We start from the raw sequence: 18,486 nt of genomic DNA, 5'->3' as shown, positions 1-18,486 counted from the left end.
TCAGCGACCGCGCAGGTTCCCGCGCTGGCCCTTCATCGAGGTCGGCACCGGGCCCTTGGGCAGCGGCATCTTGCCCTGCACCGCGTCGAGCGCCTTGAGCCGGTTGAGGATGTCGGTGATCTCGGCGCCACGGACGTTCTTGCCGAGCTTCATGATCGTGCGGTTCAGCTTCGGCAGCGGGGTCTGGCCCTCGCCGTTGCCGACGATGATCTCGTGGATCGGCACGTCGACGATGACCCGCTCGTGCTTGCGCTTCTGGTCGGCCAGGAGGTTCTTGACCCGGTTCGGGTTGCCCTCACCGATCAGGACGATGCCGGGAGGACCCACGACGCGGTGGACGAGGTCCTGGTTCTTGTTGAACGCGACTGCGGGCTCGGTGTTCCAGCCGCGACGGAGCAGGTTGAGCACGCCGGCAGCCGCGCCGGGCTGGCCCTCGATCCGGGAGTAGGCAGCAGCCTGGGCGCGGCGACCGAAGATCAGCAGGGCGGCGAGGATGCCACCGAGGAGGACGCCGAGGACGGTGAAGACCGTCCCGATCCAGCCGTCACCGGGCAGCAGCCAGAACAGGCCACCGCCGATGAGCGCACCGAGCACGAACGAGCCGAGGAGCCACAGGTTGATCCCCGGGTCAGCGGCACGGGTGATCCGGTAGGACTCGACGAACTGCTGCCGTCGGGACATGGTGCTCGGGTCGAGCTGGGACATGCTCACACTCTTCTTCTCGTGCTGGCGTGGGACTACTGAGCGGCTTCGCGCGCTTCGATGGCCTGACGGTACAGGCGACCGGCGCGGTAGGACGAACGGACAAGCGGACCTGACAGGACACCGGCGAAGCCGATCTCCTCGGCCTCGGCCTGGAGCTCGACGAACTCCTCGGGCTTGACCCAGCGCTCGATCGGGTGGTGACGGACCGTCGGGCGCAGGTACTGCGTGATGGTGATGAGGTCGCAGCCGGCCTCGCGCAGGTCGTGCAGCGCCTGGCTGACCTCCTCGCGGGTCTCACCCATGCCGAGGATCAGGTTCGACTTGGTGACCAGGCCGAACGCACGGGCCTGGGTGATGACGTCGAGGGAGCGCTCGTAGCGGAACGCCGGCCGGATCCGCTTGAAGATCCGCGGCACGGTCTCGACGTTGTGGGCCAGCACCTCGGGCCGGGACTCGAAGACCTCGGCCAGCAGCTCGGGGACACCGTTGAAGTCGGGGACGAGGTTCTCGACGCCGGTCTCGGGGTTGAGCTCGTGGATGGCGCGGACCGTCTCGGCGTACAGCCAGGCGCCGCCGTCGGCCAGGTCGTCGCGGGCGACGCCGGTGATGGTGGCGTACTTGAGGCCCATCGTCTTGACCGACTCGGCGACGCGGCGGGGCTCGTCGCGGTCGAGCGGCTGCGGCTTGCCGGTGTCGATCTGGCAGAAGTCGCAGCGGCGGGTGCACTGGTCACCGCCGATGAGGAAGGTCGCCTCGCGGTCCTCCCAGCACTCGAAGATGTTGGGGCAGCCCGCCTCCTGGCAGACCGTGTGCAGGCCCTCGGACTTCACCAGACCCTGGAGTTCCTTGTACTCCGGACCCATCACGGCCTTGGTCTTGATCCACGACGGCTTGCGCTCGATGGGGGTCTCGGCGTTGCGCGCCTCCAGGCGCAGGAGCTTGCGTCCCTCCGGGGCGGTGGGGGAGTCGATCGTCACGGGTTTCAGCCTACGTTCGAGGGGGTGAGCAGCGTGATTCGGGGCGCGTGCTTCGGTTCGGGTTTCGGGTCGTAGTCGGGGGTCGCCTCGTACGGCTCCCACGCGAGGTAGCGGGTGAGCTGCTCGACCAGGACGGGCAGCATCTCGGCGACGGTGACGTCCCGACCCAGCTCGGCGCTCAGCGTGGTCACCCCGGCGTCGGCGATGCCGCAGGGCACGAACCGGTCGTACCAGGCCAGGTCGACGTCGCAGTTGATCGCGAGGCCGTGCATCGTCACACCCTTGGACACCCGCAGTCCGATCGCGGCGATCTTCCGCTCGGGGCCGCGCTCGTCGGCCTGGAGCCAGACGCCGCTGCGGCCGGGGACCCGGGCGGTGGTCACGCCGAAGTTCGCGCAGGCCTGGATCATCGCCTCCTCGAGGCGGCGGACGAAGTCGACGACCTTCACGTGCTCGGGCAGGTGCACGATCGGGTAGGCGACCAGCTGGCCGGGACCGTGGAAGGTGATCTTGCCGCCGCGGTCGACGTCGATGACGGGTGCTCCACCGCTGTCGACCGGCCGCTCGTGGGCGTCGGTGCGCTTGCCGGCGGTGTACGTCGGCGGGTGTTCGAGGAGCAGCACGGTGTCGGGTCGCTCAAGGGCGACCACGGCCGCGTGCACCTCCTTCTGCAGGTCCCAGGCCTCGAGATAGTCGATCGTCCCGATCTCATCGAACTGCAGTGCACTCACGCATCCAGCCTACGCCCGAGGAATCGGAGCTCTCCGGGCAGGATCCGTCTCCAGTACGAGCGCTCGTGAGCGCCCGGGCCGACGGTGAGCGTCGCCGCGCCCGGCGCGAAGCCGCGCGCATAGGTCCGCGTGGCGTCACGGAACGGGTCCGCGTCACCGACCTGCAGCCGGACGGGGATCCCGTGCAGGCCTGACTGGTCGGTCATCACGGAGTACTTCTCGTACTCGGCAGCGTCGTCGAACCCCGAGCGTGAGGCGTCACTCGGGTCGACCCACAGCGCCGGGGACGCCGCCGCCACGCCCCGCACCCGCGAGGCACCGAGCAGGCCGGCGAGCCGCAGGCTGCCGTACCCGCCCATCGACCACCCGTAGAAGCCCAGCCGGCTGGTGTCGAGCCCCGTCGCCGTCAGGCGGGGGATGAGCTCTTCGATCACCATCGAGCCGGCGTCGTCGCCGTGGTGCGGGTGGTAGTAGCCGGTCCCGCCGTCGACGGTGACCACCGCGAAGGGCGGCGTGCCCTGGGCGACCGCCTCGGCCTGGAACGCGGGCAGCCCCATCGTCAGCCCGGTGCGGTGGGTGCCGCCGAGACCGTGGAGCGCCAGCACGACCGGCAGCCCGTCGGCCTGATGTCCGGGCGGCAGTGAGACGGCGTAGGTGACGCGCTTGCCGCGAGCCTCGGAGCTGAAGGTCGTCGACGTGACCGCGCCGATCGCGACGTCCGGCACCGTGCCCTCCGACCCGGCCGGCCCCAGCAGCTCCTTGCCGGCGACCGCTGCTCCCGCGACGGCCAGGGCGGCCCCACCGGAACCGAGGAGGAGAGCGCGCCGCGAGACCATGCGCCGAGTATGGCGGTGCCTCCGCCAGGGCTGTGGACAGACCCCGCCGCGCGCTCCTCGTCAGGCGTACAACAGGGACATGAGTCCCGGTGCACCACGATCCGTGCAGCTGATCCTGATGCTCGGCATCGGCGCGATCGTCGGACTGGGGATCGTGCTGCTCGCGCCCGGGCACCCGACCCGTCCCCAGGCGCCCCCGGTGCAGCCGACCCCCGGCGCCGTACGGCTCGAGCAGGAGGCCGCGCAGGTGCTGCGGCTCTGGGACGGAGCACGGGCGGCCGCCTGGGCGACCGGGGACACGAAGGCGCTGCGGCGGTTGTACGTCGACGGGTCCCGCGCTGGCCGGGCCGATGTGGCCCTGCTGGCGCGATGGCGTGACCGGGGCCTGCGGGTCTTCGGCATCACGATGCAGGTGGTGCGGCTCGACGTGATCGACCACGCTGCCGGTCGATGGCGGCTGCGGGTCACCGACCGGTTGGCGGCCGCCGACGTCGTCGGACCCGGGGTGGAGGCCGAGCTGATCGACCCCGAAATGCCGTCAGGTGCCGCCCGGACCCGCGTGTTGGAGCTACGCGAGCAGGACGGCACCTGGCGGATGGCGCTCGTGCGAGCGCGGTCGTGATCAGACGTCGAAGACGCCCGACTCCAGACGCTTCTTGACGTCCTGGAGGAAACGACCGGCGTCGGCACCGTCGACGAGGCGGTGGTCGTAGGTCAGCGCGATGTTGACCATGTAGCGGATCGCGATCGTCTCGCCGAGCTCCGGGTCGTCGATGACGACCGCACGCTTCACCACGGCACCCGGGCCGAGGATGCCGACCTGGGGCGCGTTGATGATCGGGGTGTCGAAGAGCGCCCCGAAGCTGCCCAGGTTGGTGATCGTGAACGTCCCGCCGGAGAGCTCGTCGGGGGCGATCTTGTTGGTCCGGGTCCGCTCGGCGACGTCGGCGATCTTCTTCGCCAGACCGCTGATCGACAGGTCGCCGGCGTCCTTGACGACCGGGGTGAGCAGGCCACGCTCGGTGTCGACCGCGAACGCGATGTTCTCGCGGTCGAAGTAGGTGACCGTGCCGGCGTCGGTGTCGATGTTCGCGTTCAGCTTCGGGTGCGCCTTGAGGGCGTCGATCGCAGCCTTCGCGAAGAACGGCAGGTAGGTCAGCTTCACGCCCTCGGCGGCCTGGAACGAGGCCTTCTTGGCGTCACGCAGGCGGGCGATGTTGGTGACGTCCACCTCCATCACCTGGGTGAGCTGTGCGGAGTTCTGCAGCGAGCCGACCATGCGCTCGGCGATGACCTTGCGCAGACGCGAGAGCGGCTCGGTGGTGCCGCGCAGCGGCGACGCGACGACAGCCGGGGCTGCCTTCGGCGCGGCCGGAGCGGCAGCGGCCGGAGCAGCGGCGGCGGGAGCCGGAGCGGCAGCGGCGAGGACGTCCTCCTTGCGGATCCGACCCCCCACACCCGAACCGGTCACGGAGCCCAGGTCGACACCGTGCTCGGCGGCGATCTTGCGCACCAGCGGCGTGACGTAGCCAGGGGCGTCGCCGTTCGAAGCCGGAGCAGCCGGAGCGGCAGCCGGAGCAGCCGGAGCGGCAGCCGGAGCAGCCGGAGCGGCAGCCGGAGCAGCCGGAGCGGCAGCCGGAGCAGCGGGCGCAGCCGGGGCGGCCGGGGCCGCGACAGGAGCAGCCGGAGCGGCAGGCGCAGCGGGAGCCGGCGGGGCTTCCACAGGAGCGGCCGGAGCGGCGGGAGCCGGGGCGGCGGGAGCCGGGGCGGCGGGGGCGGCGGACGCATCCCCGACGACGGCGAGCACGGCGCCGACCTCGACGGTCTCGTCCTCGGCGACGTGCTGCGCCAGCAGCGTGCCCGCGACGGGCGACGGGATCTCGGTGTCGACCTTGTCGGTCGAGACCTCGAGCAGCGCCTCGTCGACCGCGACGGAGTCACCGACCTGCTTCAGCCACCGGGTCACGGTGCCTTCAGTGACGGACTCGCCGAGCGCGGGGAGGGTGACCTCGGTGCCGGAAGCCTCACCAGCGGGAGCGGCCGGGGCAGCCGGAGCCGGGGTCTCCACGGGAGCAGCGGGAGCGGCCGGAGCGGCGGCTTCGACCGGAGCCTCGGCAGGCGCAGCCGGAGCAGCGGGGGCGGCCGGGGCGGCGGCCTCGTCGGCCGCACCGATCACGGCCAGGATCGCGCCCACCTCGACGGTGTCGTCCTCGGCGGCGCGGATCTCGAGGACCACACCAGCAACGGGAGACGGGATCTCAGTGTCGACCTTGTCGGTCGAGACCTCGAGGAGTGCCTCATCGACAGCGACGGTGTCGCCCACCTGCTTGAGCCAGCGGGTAACGGTGCCTTCGGTCACGGATTCGCCGAGCGCCGGGAGGGTTACTTCGGTGGGCATTGACTTCCTTCTGTTCGCGGGGGTGTTGCGTCCGACTACATCTTTGCACTGAGACGACGCGCGTACTCGACGAGGGTCGTCAGGCCAGCACCGGTGCCACCAGGGGTGAGGTGTCCGCTCGCGGCACCGGAGTGCCACGAGGGCCCGGCGATGTCGAGGTGGGCCCAGGGCAGACCGGCGGTGAACTCCTGCAGGAACGCGGCGGCGTACAGCCCGCCACCCCAGCGGATCCAGTCGTGCTGGGCCAGGTCGGCGACCTTGCTCGAGTGCACCCGCTCGACGATCGTCGCGGGGATCGGCATCGGCCACATCGCCTCACCGGAGGCTTCGGCGGCGCTCAGCACCGCGGCCACCGTGTCGTCGTCACCGAGGACGCCGGTGATCCGGTCGCCGAGCGCCATCACCATGTGGCCGGTGAGGGTGGCGATGTCGAGGATGACGTCGGGCTTGACCTCGGTGGCGCGCACCAACGCGTCGGCGAGGATCAGTCGGCCCTCGGCATCGGTGTTGGAGACCTCGACGGTCGTCCCGCCGTAGATCCGCAGCACGTCGCCGGGGCGCATCGCGTTGCCCGAGACCATGTTCTCGGCCATCGGGACGAAGGTGCTGACCTTGATCGGCAGGCCGAGTCGGGCGATCACCAACGTGGCCTGGACGGCGGTCGCGGCGCCCGCCATGTCGGACTTCATCGACGACATCGAGTTGCCCGGTTTGATCGTGTAGCCACCGGTGTCGAAGGTGATGCCCTTGCCGACCAGGGCGAGGTGCGCCACGGGCTTGGCGGGTGAGTAGGTCAGCTCGACCAGACGCGGCGGGGCGGTGGACCCGCCGCCGACGCCGAGGATGCCGCCGCAACCGAGCTCGGCGAGGGCGACCTCGTCATGGACGGTCGCCTTGAGCTTCGAGACTCCACGCACGGCCGCGACGACCGCGTCGGCGAAGGTCGGCGGCGTCAGATCGACGGGAGGAACGTTCACCCAGTCGCGGACGGTCCTGACCGCTTCGGCCAGCAGCTGGGCCGTCTCGAAGGAGGCTTGGACCTCGGCCCGTCGCGCGCCGCCCGAGAGGACCGTCACGGTGGCGTCGGGGGTCGGGGTGGAGGCGCTGGAGCGGTAGCGGGTGAACGTGTAGCCGCCGAGGCTGTGCCCCTCGACGACGGCAGTGACGAGCTCGGCCGAGTCGGCCGGCAGCGCGAGCGCGACGGTGGCAGCCTGGGGGACCGCACGGGCGGCCGCGCCCGCAGCGCGACGGACGGCGTCCTGGGTGACGGCGGAGCCCAGACCCACCAGCACCAGCAGGTTGGTGCTCATCTCGGACTCGACCGGAACCTTCGTGACCTCGCCGGACTTGCCGCTCACCCCGAGGGAGGTGAGGAGAGGGCGGAGCCGGCGGCCGAAGGCCTCGGTGATCTCTTCGCCACCCGCGGCGAGCACGGGACCCTTGGCCAGCTGGAGCACGCCGACGACGACAGCCTCCGCTCGCGTCTTCACGGGATTCGCGTTGCGAAGCGCATAGGTCACGAGGCGAGCGTACTGCGATAGGTTCACGGCTATGTCTGATGGCACGGCCAGCGGCCTCCTCCAGTCACCTCTGCACGAGCGACATGTGGCACTGGGTGCGAAGTTCGGTGAGTTCGGCGGGTGGGACATGCCGATCGAGTACGGGACGGGCGTGCTCAAGGAGCATGCCGCCGTCCGCGACGGGGTCGGCATCTTCGACGTCAGCCACCTCGGCAAGGCGATGGTGCTCGGCGAGGGCGCGGCGGCGTACATCAACGAGACGCTCTCGAACGACCTCGGTCGGATCGTGCCCGGCCAGGCGCAGTACACGCTGTGCCTCGACGACGCCTCCGGCGGGATCGTCGACGACCTGATCGCCTACCTGCACGACGACTCCCACGTGCTGCTGGTCCCCAACGCCGCGAACACGGCCGAGGTGCTGCGCCGACTGGTCGCCGGCGCCCCCGACGGGCTCCAGATCATCGACCACCACCGCGACTACGCCGTGCTGGCGGTCCAGGGGCCACGCTCGGACGAGACCCTCGCTGCCGTCGGGCTCCCAGTCGGTCACGACTACATGAGCTTCGTCGAGGCCGCCTTCGGTGACGTCGACGTCGTGGTCTGCCGCACGGGTTACACCGGTGAGCGGGGCTACGAGGTGATCGTCCGCAACGAGGCCGCCGGCGACCTCTGGGACGCCCTGCTCGCTGCCGGCGCCGAGTACGGCGTCCTGGCCTGCGGCCTCGGCTCGCGCGACACGCTCCGCACCGAGATGGGCTATCCGTTGCACGGGCAGGACATCAGCCTCGACACGACCCCGCTCCAGGGCGGCGTCGGCTGGGCGGTCGGCTGGTCGAAGCCCGCGTTCTGGGGGCGTGACGTCGTCGTCGCCGAGAAGGCGGCCGGCGCGACCCGGCGGCTGGTCGGCGTGGTGGCCACCGGGCGCGGGATCCCGCGACCGCACCAGCAGGTCTTCGCCGACGCCGCGGGCGCCGATCCGATCGGAGAGATCACCTCCGGCACCTTCAGCCCGTCCTTGAAGCAGGGCATCGGGCTGGCGCTGGTCTCGAAGGCCGTGCCGCTGGACTCCGAGGTGTCGGTAGACATCCGGGGCCGGAGGGAGACCTTCCGACTGGTGAAGCCCCCGTTCGTCGCGACCTCGGTGCGGGAGTCGTGAGCGCCGTGGAGCCGACCGGCGAGCCCTGGTGGTGGCGGCTTGAGAACGCGGCCGGCGATGCGGTAAGCGTCGGTGCCGATTACGCCGATCAACGCTTCGCGACTCAAAGTGATGCCGAATCGTGGGTGGGGGAGTTCTGGCGCGAGTTGGCCGACCAGGGTGTCACGGCAGTGACGCTGTTCGAGGTCGACCGACAGGTCTACGGGCCGATGTCCCTCTCCCTCTGACTGACACACCTGACTCCGATCGACCTGCAACAGGAGCCTTACCCGCACATGGACCGTTTCTTCCAGCTGGCTGCCCGCGGCACCAGTGTCCGCACCGAGGTGCTCGGTGGCCTCGTCACCTTCGCGACGATGGCCTACATCCTCGTCGTCAACCCGTCGATCCTCGGGGCCCTGCCCGACGTGACCGGCACCACCCTCGACCACGCTCAGCTGGTCACGGTGACCGCGCTGGTCGCCGGCGTGATGACGATCGCGATGGGTCTGTTCGCCAACGTCCCGATGGCCCTGGCCGCCGGGCTCGGCGTCAACGCCTTCGTCGCCTACACCCTCGTCGGGGGTCGCGGCCTGACCTGGCCCGAGGCGATGGGCGTCATCGTCATCGAGGGCATCGTGATGCTCGTGCTCGTCCTGATCGGGCTGCGCGAGGCGATCATGCACGCCATCCCCGACGGCCTGAAGCGGGCCATCGCCGGCGGTATCGGCCTCTTCATCGCCCTGATCGGCATGGTCGACGGCGGCATCGTCGAGCACCCCGAGGCCGGCACCATCGTGGCCCTGTCGCACAACTTCTCGTCCTGGAACACCGTCGTCTTCGTCGTCGCGCTGGTCGTGATGGCGGTGCTGATGGCACGCAAGGTGCCCGGCGCCCTGCTGATCGGGATCGTCACCGCCACCGTCGTCGGCATGGTGATCAACAAGATCGCCGACGGCACCCCCGTTCTCGGCGCGCAGCTCCCGAACGACATCGTCGCCAAGCCCGACTTCGGGCTCGTCGGTGACATCAGCTTCAACGTCTTCGAGGTCGTCGGCTTCGGTGCCGCACTGGCCCTGATCGTGACCGTGCTGATGGCCAACTTCTTCGATGCGATGGGCACCGCTCTGGCTGTCGGTCGCGAGGCCCAGCTCACCGACGCCGACGGCCAGCTGCCGCAGATGCGTCGTGTCCTGCTGGTCGAGTCGGTCGGCGCGATCGCCGGTGGCGCGGGTTCGGCCTCGTCGAACACGATCTTCGTGGAGAGCACCGCCGGTGCTGCCCAGGGTGCGCGCACCGGTCTGGCGAACATCGTCACCGGTGCCCTGTTCCTGCTCGCGATGTTCTTCGCCCCGCTCGCCGGGATCATCCCGTCGGCCGCGACCGGTCCTGCCCTGGTCGTCGTCGGCGCCCTGATGATCAGCCAGATCTCCGGGATCGAGTGGGACGACATGGGGATCGCCGTCCCGGCGTTCCTGACGATCGTGCTGATGCCGTTCACGTACTCGATCGCCAACGGCGTCGGTGCAGGGATGGTGCTCTACGTGCTGATCGCGCTCGGTCGCGGCCGCTGGCGCGACATCCACCCGCTGCTCGCCGTCGTCGCCGCGGTGTTCATCTGGTACTTCGTCCGCGGCCCGATCTGATCCGCCGCCCATCCACCACCTGGGACCGTCCTGATTCGGTCGGTCCCGCGTGACGCACGCACGCCCGCTCTCGTTGAGCGGGCGTGCGTTCTCGTTCTGCGACTCTCCTCCTCGCCCTCGGGCTGCTGCTCGGGCTCGCCCTGAGCACCGCACCCGGCGCCGAGGCCGCGACCCGTCGAGCCTCGGTCACGGCACCGGCCGCGATCACGCTCGGCCAGCAGGCCGTGCTGCGCGGCGTGGTCCGGCAGGCAGGGCACCTGCGCTGGGTGATCGTCGAGCAGAAGGTCGCCGGCCGGTGGCGCGGCGTCGTCCACGCCACCTTGACCGGTCGGAGTCAGCGCAGGACGTTCCGGGCCGCCGTCCGTCCCCAGGTCGCCGGACTCGCCCAGTACCGGGTGCGGATCCCCGGTGCGAAGCGCGCCACCCGCTGGTCCCGCGCCGTCCCGCTCAGGGTCGTGCCGAAGCCCGGGCCCGCGCCGCACCAGCCCAACGGCCCGACCGACCCCGCTGGCCCGGGTGAACCGCCGGTGGAGGAACCGGTCGACTTCTACGCGCCGCCCGCGGTCCTTCCCAGCGCCCACGGCACCCTGATCCGGACCACGAAGTACGTCGGCCCGCTGGCCAGCTCCGCCGGCGCCGACGCCCTGCTGCTCTACAGCCAACAGGGCGTGCGCGACACGGCGGTAGCCACCTCCGGACTGGTCTCCGTGCCCGTGGGGACGCCGCCGGCCGGAGGCTGGCCCGTGATCGCCTGGGGTCACGCCACCACGGGTGTGGCCGACGCCTGCGCACCCACGCGCGACCCGGGCGGCACCGACGCTGCGACGACGGCGCTGCTCCAGTCCTGGCTCGACCGCGGCTGGGCCGTCGTCCGGACCGACTACGAAGGGCTCGGCACCCCCGAGCTGCACCCGTACCTGGTCGGCTCCTCCGAGGGTCGCGCTCTGCTGGACGCGGTGCTCGCCGCCCGCCAGGCGGCCCCGTCGTTGTCTCGCCGGGTCGTCGTCGCCGGCAGCGACCAGGGGGCGCACGCCGCGCTGTGGGCCGACAGCATCGCGGCCACCTACGCTCCTGACCTCGCCGTCGAGGCCACCGTCGCGTTCGCGCCACCGTCGAACCTCTCGAGCCTGCTCACCCGTTCCCGGTTCTCGAGTGCGACCACCCGGAGCCCGTTCCAGGCGCTCCTGCTTCGTGGGCTCGCGGTCCAGACCCCGAGCCTCGACCCACAGTCGGTGCTGGGCACGAAGGCGGCCTCGCTCTGGCCGCGCCACGAGGAGCAGTGCCTCGCCTCGCTGGCCGCCGCCGATGCGTTCGGCGGCGTCAAGGGATCCGAGCTGTTCCGGTCGACCGCCGATCTTCGGGCCGTCGGGTCCGCGATCGACGCCAACGCCGTCGACGCCCTGACCCCGCACGCCCCGCTGGTCCTGCTCCAGGGCCAGAAGGACGACCTCGTCAGCGCCTCGGACACCCAGAGCCTCGCCCGGACCTACCAGTGGCGGCGCAGCGACGTGACGCTCAAGAGCTACCAGAACGCCGACCACGCGAGCGTCGTCGCTGCGGGGGCGGCCGATGCGACGGCCTTCATCGCCGCGCACCTGGACCAGCCGGGGCCGTAATCTGGGCCCGTGCTCGGATTCCGTCAGGTCGACGTCTTCTCGCCCCTGCCGCTCGGCGGCAACCCGCTCGCCGTGGTGCACGACGCCGACGGGTTGACCGACGACCAGATGGCGGCGTTCGCCCGTTGGACGAACCTGTCCGAGACCACGTTCCTGCTCCGTCCGACCGATCCTGCGGCCGATTACCGGGTCCGGATCTTCACCGGTAGCGGTGAGCTGCCGTTCGCCGGCCATCCCACGCTCGGCACCGCGCACGCCTGGCTCGAGGCCGGCGGGGTGCCTGCGGGGGGCGAGGTGATCCAGGAGTGCGGCGTCGGACTCGTGCGAGTTCGGCGCGGCCAGCGACTGGCGTTCGCTGCGCCTCCGCTGACCCGGTCCGGTGCCCTGACGGATCAGCAGATCGAGGTGGTGGCGCGCTCCCTGGGGATCACGCCGGGGGAGATCATCGACTGCAACTGGGTGTCGAACGGCCCGCAGTTCGTCGCCGTCCTGCTGCGTGATCCCGAAGCCGTCCTGGCCCTCGAGCCCGACGTCGCCACGTTCGGCGAGATCGAGATCGGTGCTGTCGGGCTCTACCCGGCCGGCTCCGACATCGCCGCCGAGGTCCGGGTCTTCTTCCGAGGCAACGGTGTCACCGAGGATCCGATCACCGGTTCGTTCAACGCCGGGTTGGCGACCTGGTTGACCCGCAACGGCACCCTCCCCCTGACCTACATCGCCGCCCAGGGCACCGCGCTGGGTCGGACCGGACGGGTCCACATCGAGACCGATGCCGACGGAGTGATCTGGGTCGGCGGGAACACGCTCACCACCATCGCCGGGACCGTCTCGCTCTGACCCGTAGGCTGGCGTCGTGCAGCCCTATCTCGACCTCGTCCAGCGGATCCTCGACGAAGGGATCGAGAAGTCCGACCGCACCGGCACCGGCACCCTCTCGGTGTTCGGCCACCAGATGCGCTTCGACCTCGCCGAGGGCTTCCCGCTGGTCACCACCAAGAAGGTCCACACCCGATCGGTCTTCGGGGAGCTGCTCTGGTTCCTGCGCGGGGACACCAACGTGCGCTGGCTGCAGGAGCGCGGCATCTCGATCTGGGACGAGTGGGCCGACGAGAACGGCGACCTCGGTCCGGTCTACGGGGCCCAGTGGCGCTCGTGGCCGACCCCCGACGGCGGGCACATCGACCAGCTCAAGCAGGTGATCGAGCAGATCCGGGCCACCCCCGACTCGCGGCGGCTGGTGGTCTCGGCCTGGAACCCCGTCGACATCCCCGAGATGGCGCTCGCGCCGTGCCACGCGCTGTTCCAGTTCTACGTCGCCGACGGCAAGCTGTCGTGCCAGCTCTACCAGCGCTCGGCCGACGTCTTCCTCGGCGTGCCGTTCAACATCGCGTCGTACGCCCTGCTGACCCACATGATCGCCCAGGTCTGCGACCTCGAGGTGGGCGACTTCGTGCACACGCTCGGCGATGCGCACCTCTACCTCAACCACCTCGACCAGGCGCGTGAACAGCTCACCCGGGCGCCGCGGGCGTTGCCGCGGCTCGTGCTCAACCCGACCGTGACCGCGATCGACTCGTTCGAGCTCGACGACATCAGCGTCGAGGCCTACGACCCGTGGCCGGCGATCAAGGCGCCGATCAGTGTCTGAGTCCAGCACTCCGGGCCTGACCCTGATCGCCGCGGTCGCCCGCAACGGAGTGATCGGGAACTCCGAGGCTCGGATCGCCGACGGGGCACCGGCGATCCCGTGGCGGTTGCCCGGAGAGCTCGCCGAGTTCAAGGCGCTCACCATGGGCGGGGTCCTGGTGATGGGACGGGCGACGTACGACACGATCGGGCGCCCGCTGCCCGGTCGATCCACGGTCGTCGTCACCCGCGACACCGGTTGGACGGCCGACGGGGTCACGGTCGCCCACTCCCTGGACGAGGTCCGCGAGGTCGCGGCCACCCTCGGAGGCGAGGTCTTCATCGCGGGGGGAGCCCAGATCTACGCCGCTGCCCTGCCGCACGCCAGCCGCCAGATCCTGACCCGGGTCCCGACCGACGCCGAGGGGGACGTGCTCTACCCGCCGTACGACGCCGACGACTGGACCGAGACCGACCGCGACCAGCGCGAGACCTACGACCGGGTCTACCTCACCCGCCGGACGACGCCGTGCTGAAGCAGCTCCAGCTCTGGGGCACCCGCGTGCAGTGGACGATCAGCGTCCCGATCATCGCGGCCCTCGAGCTCGCCCTGACCTGGGGGAGCCACCCCCACGGAGTCCTGGTCGCGCTGATCGGGGTCTTCCTGGTCGGTGCCGTGCTGGCCTCGGTGCACCACGCCGAGGTGGTCGCGCACCAGGTCGGCGAGCCGTTCGGGTCGCTGATCCTGGCGGCGTCGGTCACCGTGATCGAGGTCGGTCTGATCGTGACCCTGATGTCGTCGGGCGGCGACTCCTCGTCCAGCCTCGCCCGCGACACGGTCTTCTCCGCCGCCATGATCTGCATCAACGGGATCGCGGGCGCGGTCTTCGTCGTCGGCGCGGTCCGCAACCGCCGGGAGCACCACGCGGTGTTCAACCCCGAGGGCACCGGCGCCGCGCTGGCGACGGTCGGCACCATCGCCGTGATCTGCCTGGTGCTGCCGACGTTCACCACGTCCCACGCGGGCCCGGAGTTCTCCGGCGCCCAGCTCGCCTTCGCTGCGACCGCCTCGCTGGCGGTCTACGTCCTGTTCGTCTTCACCCAGACCGGACGGCACCGCGACTTCTTCCTCCCGGTCGCCGCCGACGGCACCGTCCGCGACCTGGACGGCGACGACCACGCCGACCCGCCCGGGACCCGCGCCGCCCTGATCAGCGGAGGGCTGCTCCTGGTCGCGCTGGTGGCCGTCGTCGGGCTGGCCAAGGTGGAGTCGAAGGCGATCGAGGACGGCATCACCGCGCTCGGGCTGCCCAAGAGCTTCGTCGGTGTCGTGATCGCCGTGCTGGTGCTGCTGCCCGAGTCGATCGCGGCCATCCGGCACGCGCTGGCCGACCGGGTCCAGATCGGCCTCAACCTGGCCTACGGCTCGGCCATCGCCTCGATCGGGATGACGATCCCGGCGATCGCGTTGGCGTCGATCTGGCTCGACGGCCCGCTCCTGCTCGGCCTCGAGTCCACCCAGATCGTGCTGCTCGCCATCTCGTTGGTCGTCGGCATCCTCACGGTCGTCCCCGGCCGCGCCAAGACCCTGCACGGCGGCCTCGCCCTCGTGCTGTTCGCCTCGTTCGTGTTCCTCGCTGCGAACCCCTGAGGCCCGCTCACTAGGCTGGTCGCCATGGCCTCCATGGAGCTGCGGATCTTCACCGAACCACAACAGGGCGCGAGCTACGACGACCTGCTCGCGCTGGCGCAGGAGGCCGAGCGCCTCGGGTACGGCGCCTTCTTCCGTTCCGACCACTACCTGAAGATGGGCGACGTCTCCGGTGCACCGGGGCCGAGCGACGCCTGGATCACCTTGGCCGGGCTCGCCCGGGAGACCTCGACGATCCGTCTCGGCACCCTGGTCACCAGCGCGACGTTCCGGCACCCCGGGGTGCTTGCGATCGAGGTCGCCGGAGTGGACCAGATGAGCGGCGGCCGGGTCGACCTCGGCCTCGGTGCGGGCTGGTTCGACGCCGAGCACACCGCCTACGGGATCCCGTTCCCCGGACTGGGGGAGCGCTTCGACCGGCTGGAGGAGCAGCTCGAGCTGATCACGGGCCTCTGGGCCGACACCACCGGCGCGTACTCGTTCGATGGCACCCACTACCAGCTCGCCGACAGCCCGGCGCTGCCGAAGCCCGCCCAGACGAGCGCGTACCGCGGCACCGTGCCGGTCGTGATCGGCGGCCACGGCAAGAAGCGCACGCCGCGACTCGCTGCGACCTACGCCGACGAGTTCAACGTCCCGTTCGCCGGCGTCGAGGACACGGCCGCCCAGTTCGACCGGGTTCGCGCCGCGGTCGACTCCGCCGGGCGTGCGCCGGAGTCGATGACCTACTCGGCTGCGCTGGTGCTCTGCGTGGGTGCCGACGAGGCCGAGGTCACCCGACGTGCTGCCGCGATCGGACGCGAGCCCGAGGAGCTGCGCACCAACGGCGTCGCCGGCACCGTGGCCGAAGCGATCGAGAAGATCCGGGCCTACCAGGCGGTCGGCGCGACCCGGATCTACCTCCAGGTGCTCGACCTGACCGACCTCGACCACCTCCGTCTGGTGGCCGCCGAGGTCATGCCGCACGTGTGAGCCCGTGGGTGACCGCGTGGGGGACAAGGGGTCGGTCGAGCCGACCGATAGGCTGACCACATGACGAACGCGCAGGCTCCCTTCGGCACCGTTCTCACGGCGATGGCGACGGCGTTCAAGCCCGACGGCTCCCTCGACATCGAGGCGATCCAGCGGGTCGCGAAGCACCTGATCGCTCACGGGCACGACGGCATCGTCGTCTCCGGCACCACCGGTGAGTCGCCGACCACGACGATTGCCGAGGACGGCCAGATCTTCCGTGCGGTGCGCGAGGCGGTCGGCCCCGACGTGACGCTGGTCGCCGGGATCGGGACCAACGACACCTCCACCACGCTCGAGCTCGCGGCCCAGGCCGAGGCCAACGGCGCCGACGCGCTCCTGCTGGTCTCGCCGTACTACAGCAAGCCGGGCCAGGCGGGTCTGCTGAACCACTTCAAGCAGGTCCACGACGCGACCACGACGCCGATCATGCTCTACGACGTCCCGGGACGGACCGGCACCAAGATCAGTGCCGACTCCTACCGCGAGATGGCCGGCTGGGGCCGGGTGGTCGCGGTGAAGGACGCCGCGGGGGACGCCACCCAGGCCGCCTTCCTGACCGAGCTCGGGTACGTCGTCTACTCCGGTGACGACGCCCTCACCCTCGGCTTCCTCGCCTACGGTGCCGTCGGGGTGGTCTCCGTGGTCGGTCACGCCGCTGGCAACGAGATCCGCGCCATGATCCAGGCCTTCCTCTCCGGCGACCTGGCCACCGCGCAGAAGATCAACGCCCAGCTGATCCCCGCCTACAGCGGCATCATGGGCACCCCGAACTACGGCGCCACCACGGCCAAGGCCGCGCTGCAGGCGCTCGGCGTGCTGGACAACCGGCACGTCCGGTCTCCGCTGCTGGCGCTGGACGAAGACGAGTACGCGGCTCTGACGACCGCTCTGACGACGGCAGGTCTCCTGTGATGATGCACCACCCCGAGCTGTCCGCCCCGCCGGAGCTGCCGAAGGGCGCTCTCCGCGTGATCCCGCTCGGTGGTCTGGGCGAGGTCGGCCGCAACATGACCGTCTTCGAGTACGACGGCCGGCTGCTGCTGGTCGACTGCGGCGTCCTCTTCCCCGAGGACAACCAGCCGGGTGTGGACCTGATCCTCCCCGACTTCGCCCCGATCCGGGACCGGCTCGACCAGGTCGAGGCGCTCGTCCTCACCCACGGTCACGAGGACCACATCGGCGCGACGCCGTACCTGCTCCGCGAGCGGCAGAACATCCCGATCGTCGGGTCGAAGCTGACCCTCGCGCTGACCGCGAGCAAGCTGCGCGAGCACCGGCTCCGCGAGACCGTGCAGCACGAGGTCAAGGAGGGCGACCGGATCACGTTCGGCCCCTTCGAGCTCGAGTTCATCGCGGTCAACCACTCGATCCCCGACGCGCTCGCCGTCGCGATCCGCACGGGCGCCGGTCTGGCGCTGGCCACCGGCGACTTCAAGATGGACCAGCTGCCGCTCGACGGCCGGATCACCGACCTGCGCGCCTTCGCCCGGCTCGGCGAGGAGGGTGTGGACCTGTTCCTCACCGACTCCACCAACGCCGAGGTGCCGGGCTTCACCGTCTCCGAGCGCCGGATCACGCCGGCGATCGAGCAGGTCTTCCGCGAGTCCAAGCAGCGCATCATCGTGGCCTGCTTCGCCTCCCACATCCACCGCGTCCAGCAGATCCTCGACGCTGCGGCCGAGCACGGCCGCAAGGTCGGCTGGGTCGGCCGGTCGATGGTGCGCAACATGCAGATCGCCACCGAGCTCGGCTATCTCAACATCCCCCCGGGCGTCCTGGTCGAGGCGAAGACCCTGCCGGACTACCCGCCGGAGAAGCAGGTGCTGGTCTCGACGGGTTCGCAGGGCGAGCCGATGAGCGCCCTGTCACGAATCGCCCAGCGCACGCACAGCTTCGTGCACATCGAGCCCGGTGACACCGTGCTGCTCGCGAGCAGCCTCATCCCCGGCAACGAGAACGCCGTCTACCGGGTGATCAACGGGCTCGCCCGCCTCGGCGCGAAGGTGGTGCACAAGGGCAACGCGCTCGTGCACGTCTCCGGGCACGCCAGCGCCGGCGAGCTCCTGTACTGCTACAACATCGTCCGGCCCAAGAACGTGATGCCGGTGCACGGCGAGGTCCGTCACCTGCTCGCCAACGGCGACCTGGCCAAGGCGGTCGGGATCGAGAACGTCGTCATCGCCGACGACGGCGTGGTCGTCGACCTGGTCGACGGTGTCGCCAAGATCACCGGCAAGGTCGACGTCGGGATGGTGTACGTCGACGGGCAGTCCGTCGGCGACGTCACCGAGACCGAGCTCAAGGACCGACGCATCCTGGGCGAGGAGGGCTTCGTCTCCGTCATCGTCGTGGTCGACTCGGTCAGCTCCAAGGTGGCCGCCGGACCGGAGATCCAGGCGCGCGGCAACGCCTGGGAGCCCGGTGCCTTCGACGAGATCTCGCCGAAGATCCTCGACGCGATCAACACCGCGCTGAGCGAGGGTGTCACCGACACCTACCAGCTGCAGCAGCTGATCCGTCGCGCGATCGGACGCTGGGTCTCCGATACCCACCGTCGCCGCCCGATGATCATCCCGGTGGTTCTCGAGGCGTAGGTCTCGATACACCTCGCTTCGCTCGGCACTCGACCAA

At 70.7% G+C, this 18,486-nt stretch carries 18 protein-coding genes; 12 read left to right on the top strand and 6 right to left on the bottom strand.

The features are described 5' to 3' along the window. Genes ACZ5J1_RS07985 through ACZ5J1_RS07970 form a run of 4 tightly spaced genes read right to left on the bottom strand, consistent with a single transcriptional unit; the run spans window position 1 to window position 3,249 of the window. Window positions 1-705, bottom strand: coding sequence for a DUF4191 domain-containing protein (locus ACZ5J1_RS07985; RefSeq protein ID WP_464564137.1), 705 nt, complete (start codon window positions 703-705; stop codon window positions 1-3). Window positions 706-737: 32 nt separating this feature from the next. Then, window positions 738-1,682, bottom strand: a complete 945-nt coding sequence (gene lipA, locus ACZ5J1_RS07980) for a lipoyl synthase (protein WP_464564135.1) — start codon at window positions 1,680-1,682, stop codon at window positions 738-740. Window positions 1,683-1,687: 5 nt separating this feature from the next. Then, window positions 1,688-2,413 carry a lipoyl(octanoyl) transferase LipB gene (lipB, locus tag ACZ5J1_RS07975; RefSeq protein ID WP_464564133.1) on the bottom strand — a complete coding sequence of 242 codons (726 nt, stop codon included), beginning with the start codon at window positions 2,411-2,413 and terminating at the stop codon, window positions 1,688-1,690. Then, the gene (locus tag ACZ5J1_RS07970; protein WP_464564131.1) at window positions 2,410-3,249 is read right to left on the bottom strand and encodes an alpha/beta hydrolase; all 840 of its coding nucleotides are present in this window, start codon (window positions 3,247-3,249) and stop codon (window positions 2,410-2,412) included. The genes lipB and ACZ5J1_RS07970 overlap by 4 nt, the downstream gene beginning before the upstream one ends. A 79-nt stretch (window positions 3,250-3,328) precedes the next feature. Between ACZ5J1_RS07970 and ACZ5J1_RS07965 the strand changes: the two genes are divergently transcribed. Continuing rightward, window positions 3,329-3,871: a hypothetical protein gene (locus ACZ5J1_RS07965; RefSeq protein ID WP_464564129.1), complete on the top strand. Its 543-nt coding sequence runs from the start codon at window positions 3,329-3,331 to the stop codon at window positions 3,869-3,871. Here ACZ5J1_RS07965 and sucB read toward each other — a convergent pair whose 3' ends face one another. Continuing rightward, window positions 3,872-5,647 carry a 2-oxoglutarate dehydrogenase, E2 component, dihydrolipoamide succinyltransferase gene (gene sucB, locus ACZ5J1_RS07960; RefSeq protein WP_464564127.1) on the bottom strand — a complete coding sequence of 592 codons (1,776 nt, stop codon included), beginning with the start codon at window positions 5,645-5,647 and terminating at the stop codon, window positions 3,872-3,874. It lies immediately after the preceding gene. A 35-nt stretch (window positions 5,648-5,682) separates the two neighbouring features. After that, on the bottom strand, window positions 5,683-7,167 hold the full coding sequence (locus ACZ5J1_RS07955) for a leucyl aminopeptidase (protein ID WP_464564125.1): 1,485 nt from the start codon (window positions 7,165-7,167) through the stop codon (window positions 5,683-5,685). 31 nt (window positions 7,168-7,198) lie between these two features. Between ACZ5J1_RS07955 and gcvT the strand changes: the two genes are divergently transcribed. The 11 genes from gcvT (at window position 7,199) to ACZ5J1_RS07900 (ending at window position 18,449) form a co-directional block, all read left to right on the top strand. Beyond that, window positions 7,199-8,323, top strand: coding sequence for a glycine cleavage system aminomethyltransferase GcvT (gcvT, locus tag ACZ5J1_RS07950; protein WP_464564123.1), 1,125 nt, complete (start codon window positions 7,199-7,201; stop codon window positions 8,321-8,323). After that, entirely contained in the window at window positions 8,320-8,550 is a 231-nt protein-coding gene (locus tag ACZ5J1_RS07945; protein ID WP_464564121.1) for a hypothetical protein, read from the top strand. The genes gcvT and ACZ5J1_RS07945 overlap by 4 nt, the downstream gene beginning before the upstream one ends. A gap of 48 nt (window positions 8,551-8,598) precedes the next feature. Further along, window positions 8,599-9,948, top strand: coding sequence for an NCS2 family permease (locus ACZ5J1_RS07940; protein WP_464564119.1), 1,350 nt, complete (start codon window positions 8,599-8,601; stop codon window positions 9,946-9,948). A gap of 83 nt (window positions 9,949-10,031) precedes the next feature. Continuing rightward, complete coding sequence (locus ACZ5J1_RS07935; protein ID WP_464564117.1) at window positions 10,032-11,564, top strand: lipase family protein; 1,533 nt, start codon at window positions 10,032-10,034, stop codon at window positions 11,562-11,564. Between the two features lie 9 nt (window positions 11,565-11,573). Then, window positions 11,574-12,401, top strand: a complete 828-nt coding sequence (locus tag ACZ5J1_RS07930; protein ID WP_464564115.1) for a PhzF family phenazine biosynthesis protein — start codon at window positions 11,574-11,576, stop codon at window positions 12,399-12,401. A gap of 16 nt (window positions 12,402-12,417) precedes the next feature. Continuing rightward, window positions 12,418-13,212: a thymidylate synthase gene (locus ACZ5J1_RS07925; RefSeq protein WP_464564113.1), complete on the top strand. Its 795-nt coding sequence runs from the start codon at window positions 12,418-12,420 to the stop codon at window positions 13,210-13,212. Next, the gene (locus ACZ5J1_RS07920; protein ID WP_464564111.1) at window positions 13,205-13,726 is read left to right on the top strand and encodes a dihydrofolate reductase; all 522 of its coding nucleotides are present in this window, start codon (window positions 13,205-13,207) and stop codon (window positions 13,724-13,726) included. The genes ACZ5J1_RS07925 and ACZ5J1_RS07920 overlap by 8 nt, the downstream gene beginning before the upstream one ends. Further along, window positions 13,720-14,841: a calcium:cation antiporter gene (locus ACZ5J1_RS07915; RefSeq protein WP_464564109.1), complete on the top strand. Its 1,122-nt coding sequence runs from the start codon at window positions 13,720-13,722 to the stop codon at window positions 14,839-14,841. Before ACZ5J1_RS07920 ends, ACZ5J1_RS07915 begins: the two co-directional genes overlap by 7 nt. Before the next feature lie 24 nt (window positions 14,842-14,865). Then, window positions 14,866-15,813 (top strand): LLM class F420-dependent oxidoreductase, encoded by a 948-nt coding sequence (locus ACZ5J1_RS07910; protein ID WP_464564107.1) that lies wholly within the window; start codon window positions 14,866-14,868, stop codon window positions 15,811-15,813. A 60-nt stretch (window positions 15,814-15,873) separates the two neighbouring features. Beyond that, window positions 15,874-16,767, top strand: a complete 894-nt coding sequence (gene dapA, locus ACZ5J1_RS07905) for a 4-hydroxy-tetrahydrodipicolinate synthase (protein ID WP_464564105.1) — start codon at window positions 15,874-15,876, stop codon at window positions 16,765-16,767. Beyond that, window positions 16,767-18,449 carry a ribonuclease J gene (locus ACZ5J1_RS07900; RefSeq protein ID WP_464564103.1) on the top strand — a complete coding sequence of 561 codons (1,683 nt, stop codon included), beginning with the start codon at window positions 16,767-16,769 and terminating at the stop codon, window positions 18,447-18,449. The genes dapA and ACZ5J1_RS07900 overlap by 1 nt, the downstream gene beginning before the upstream one ends. Window positions 18,450-18,486 lie beyond the last annotated feature (37 nt).

Source organism: Nocardioides sp. JCM 18999 (assembly GCF_055391175.1).
Note: the sequence above shows the minus strand (reverse complement) of the source record. Positions and strands in the feature narration are given on the sequence as shown.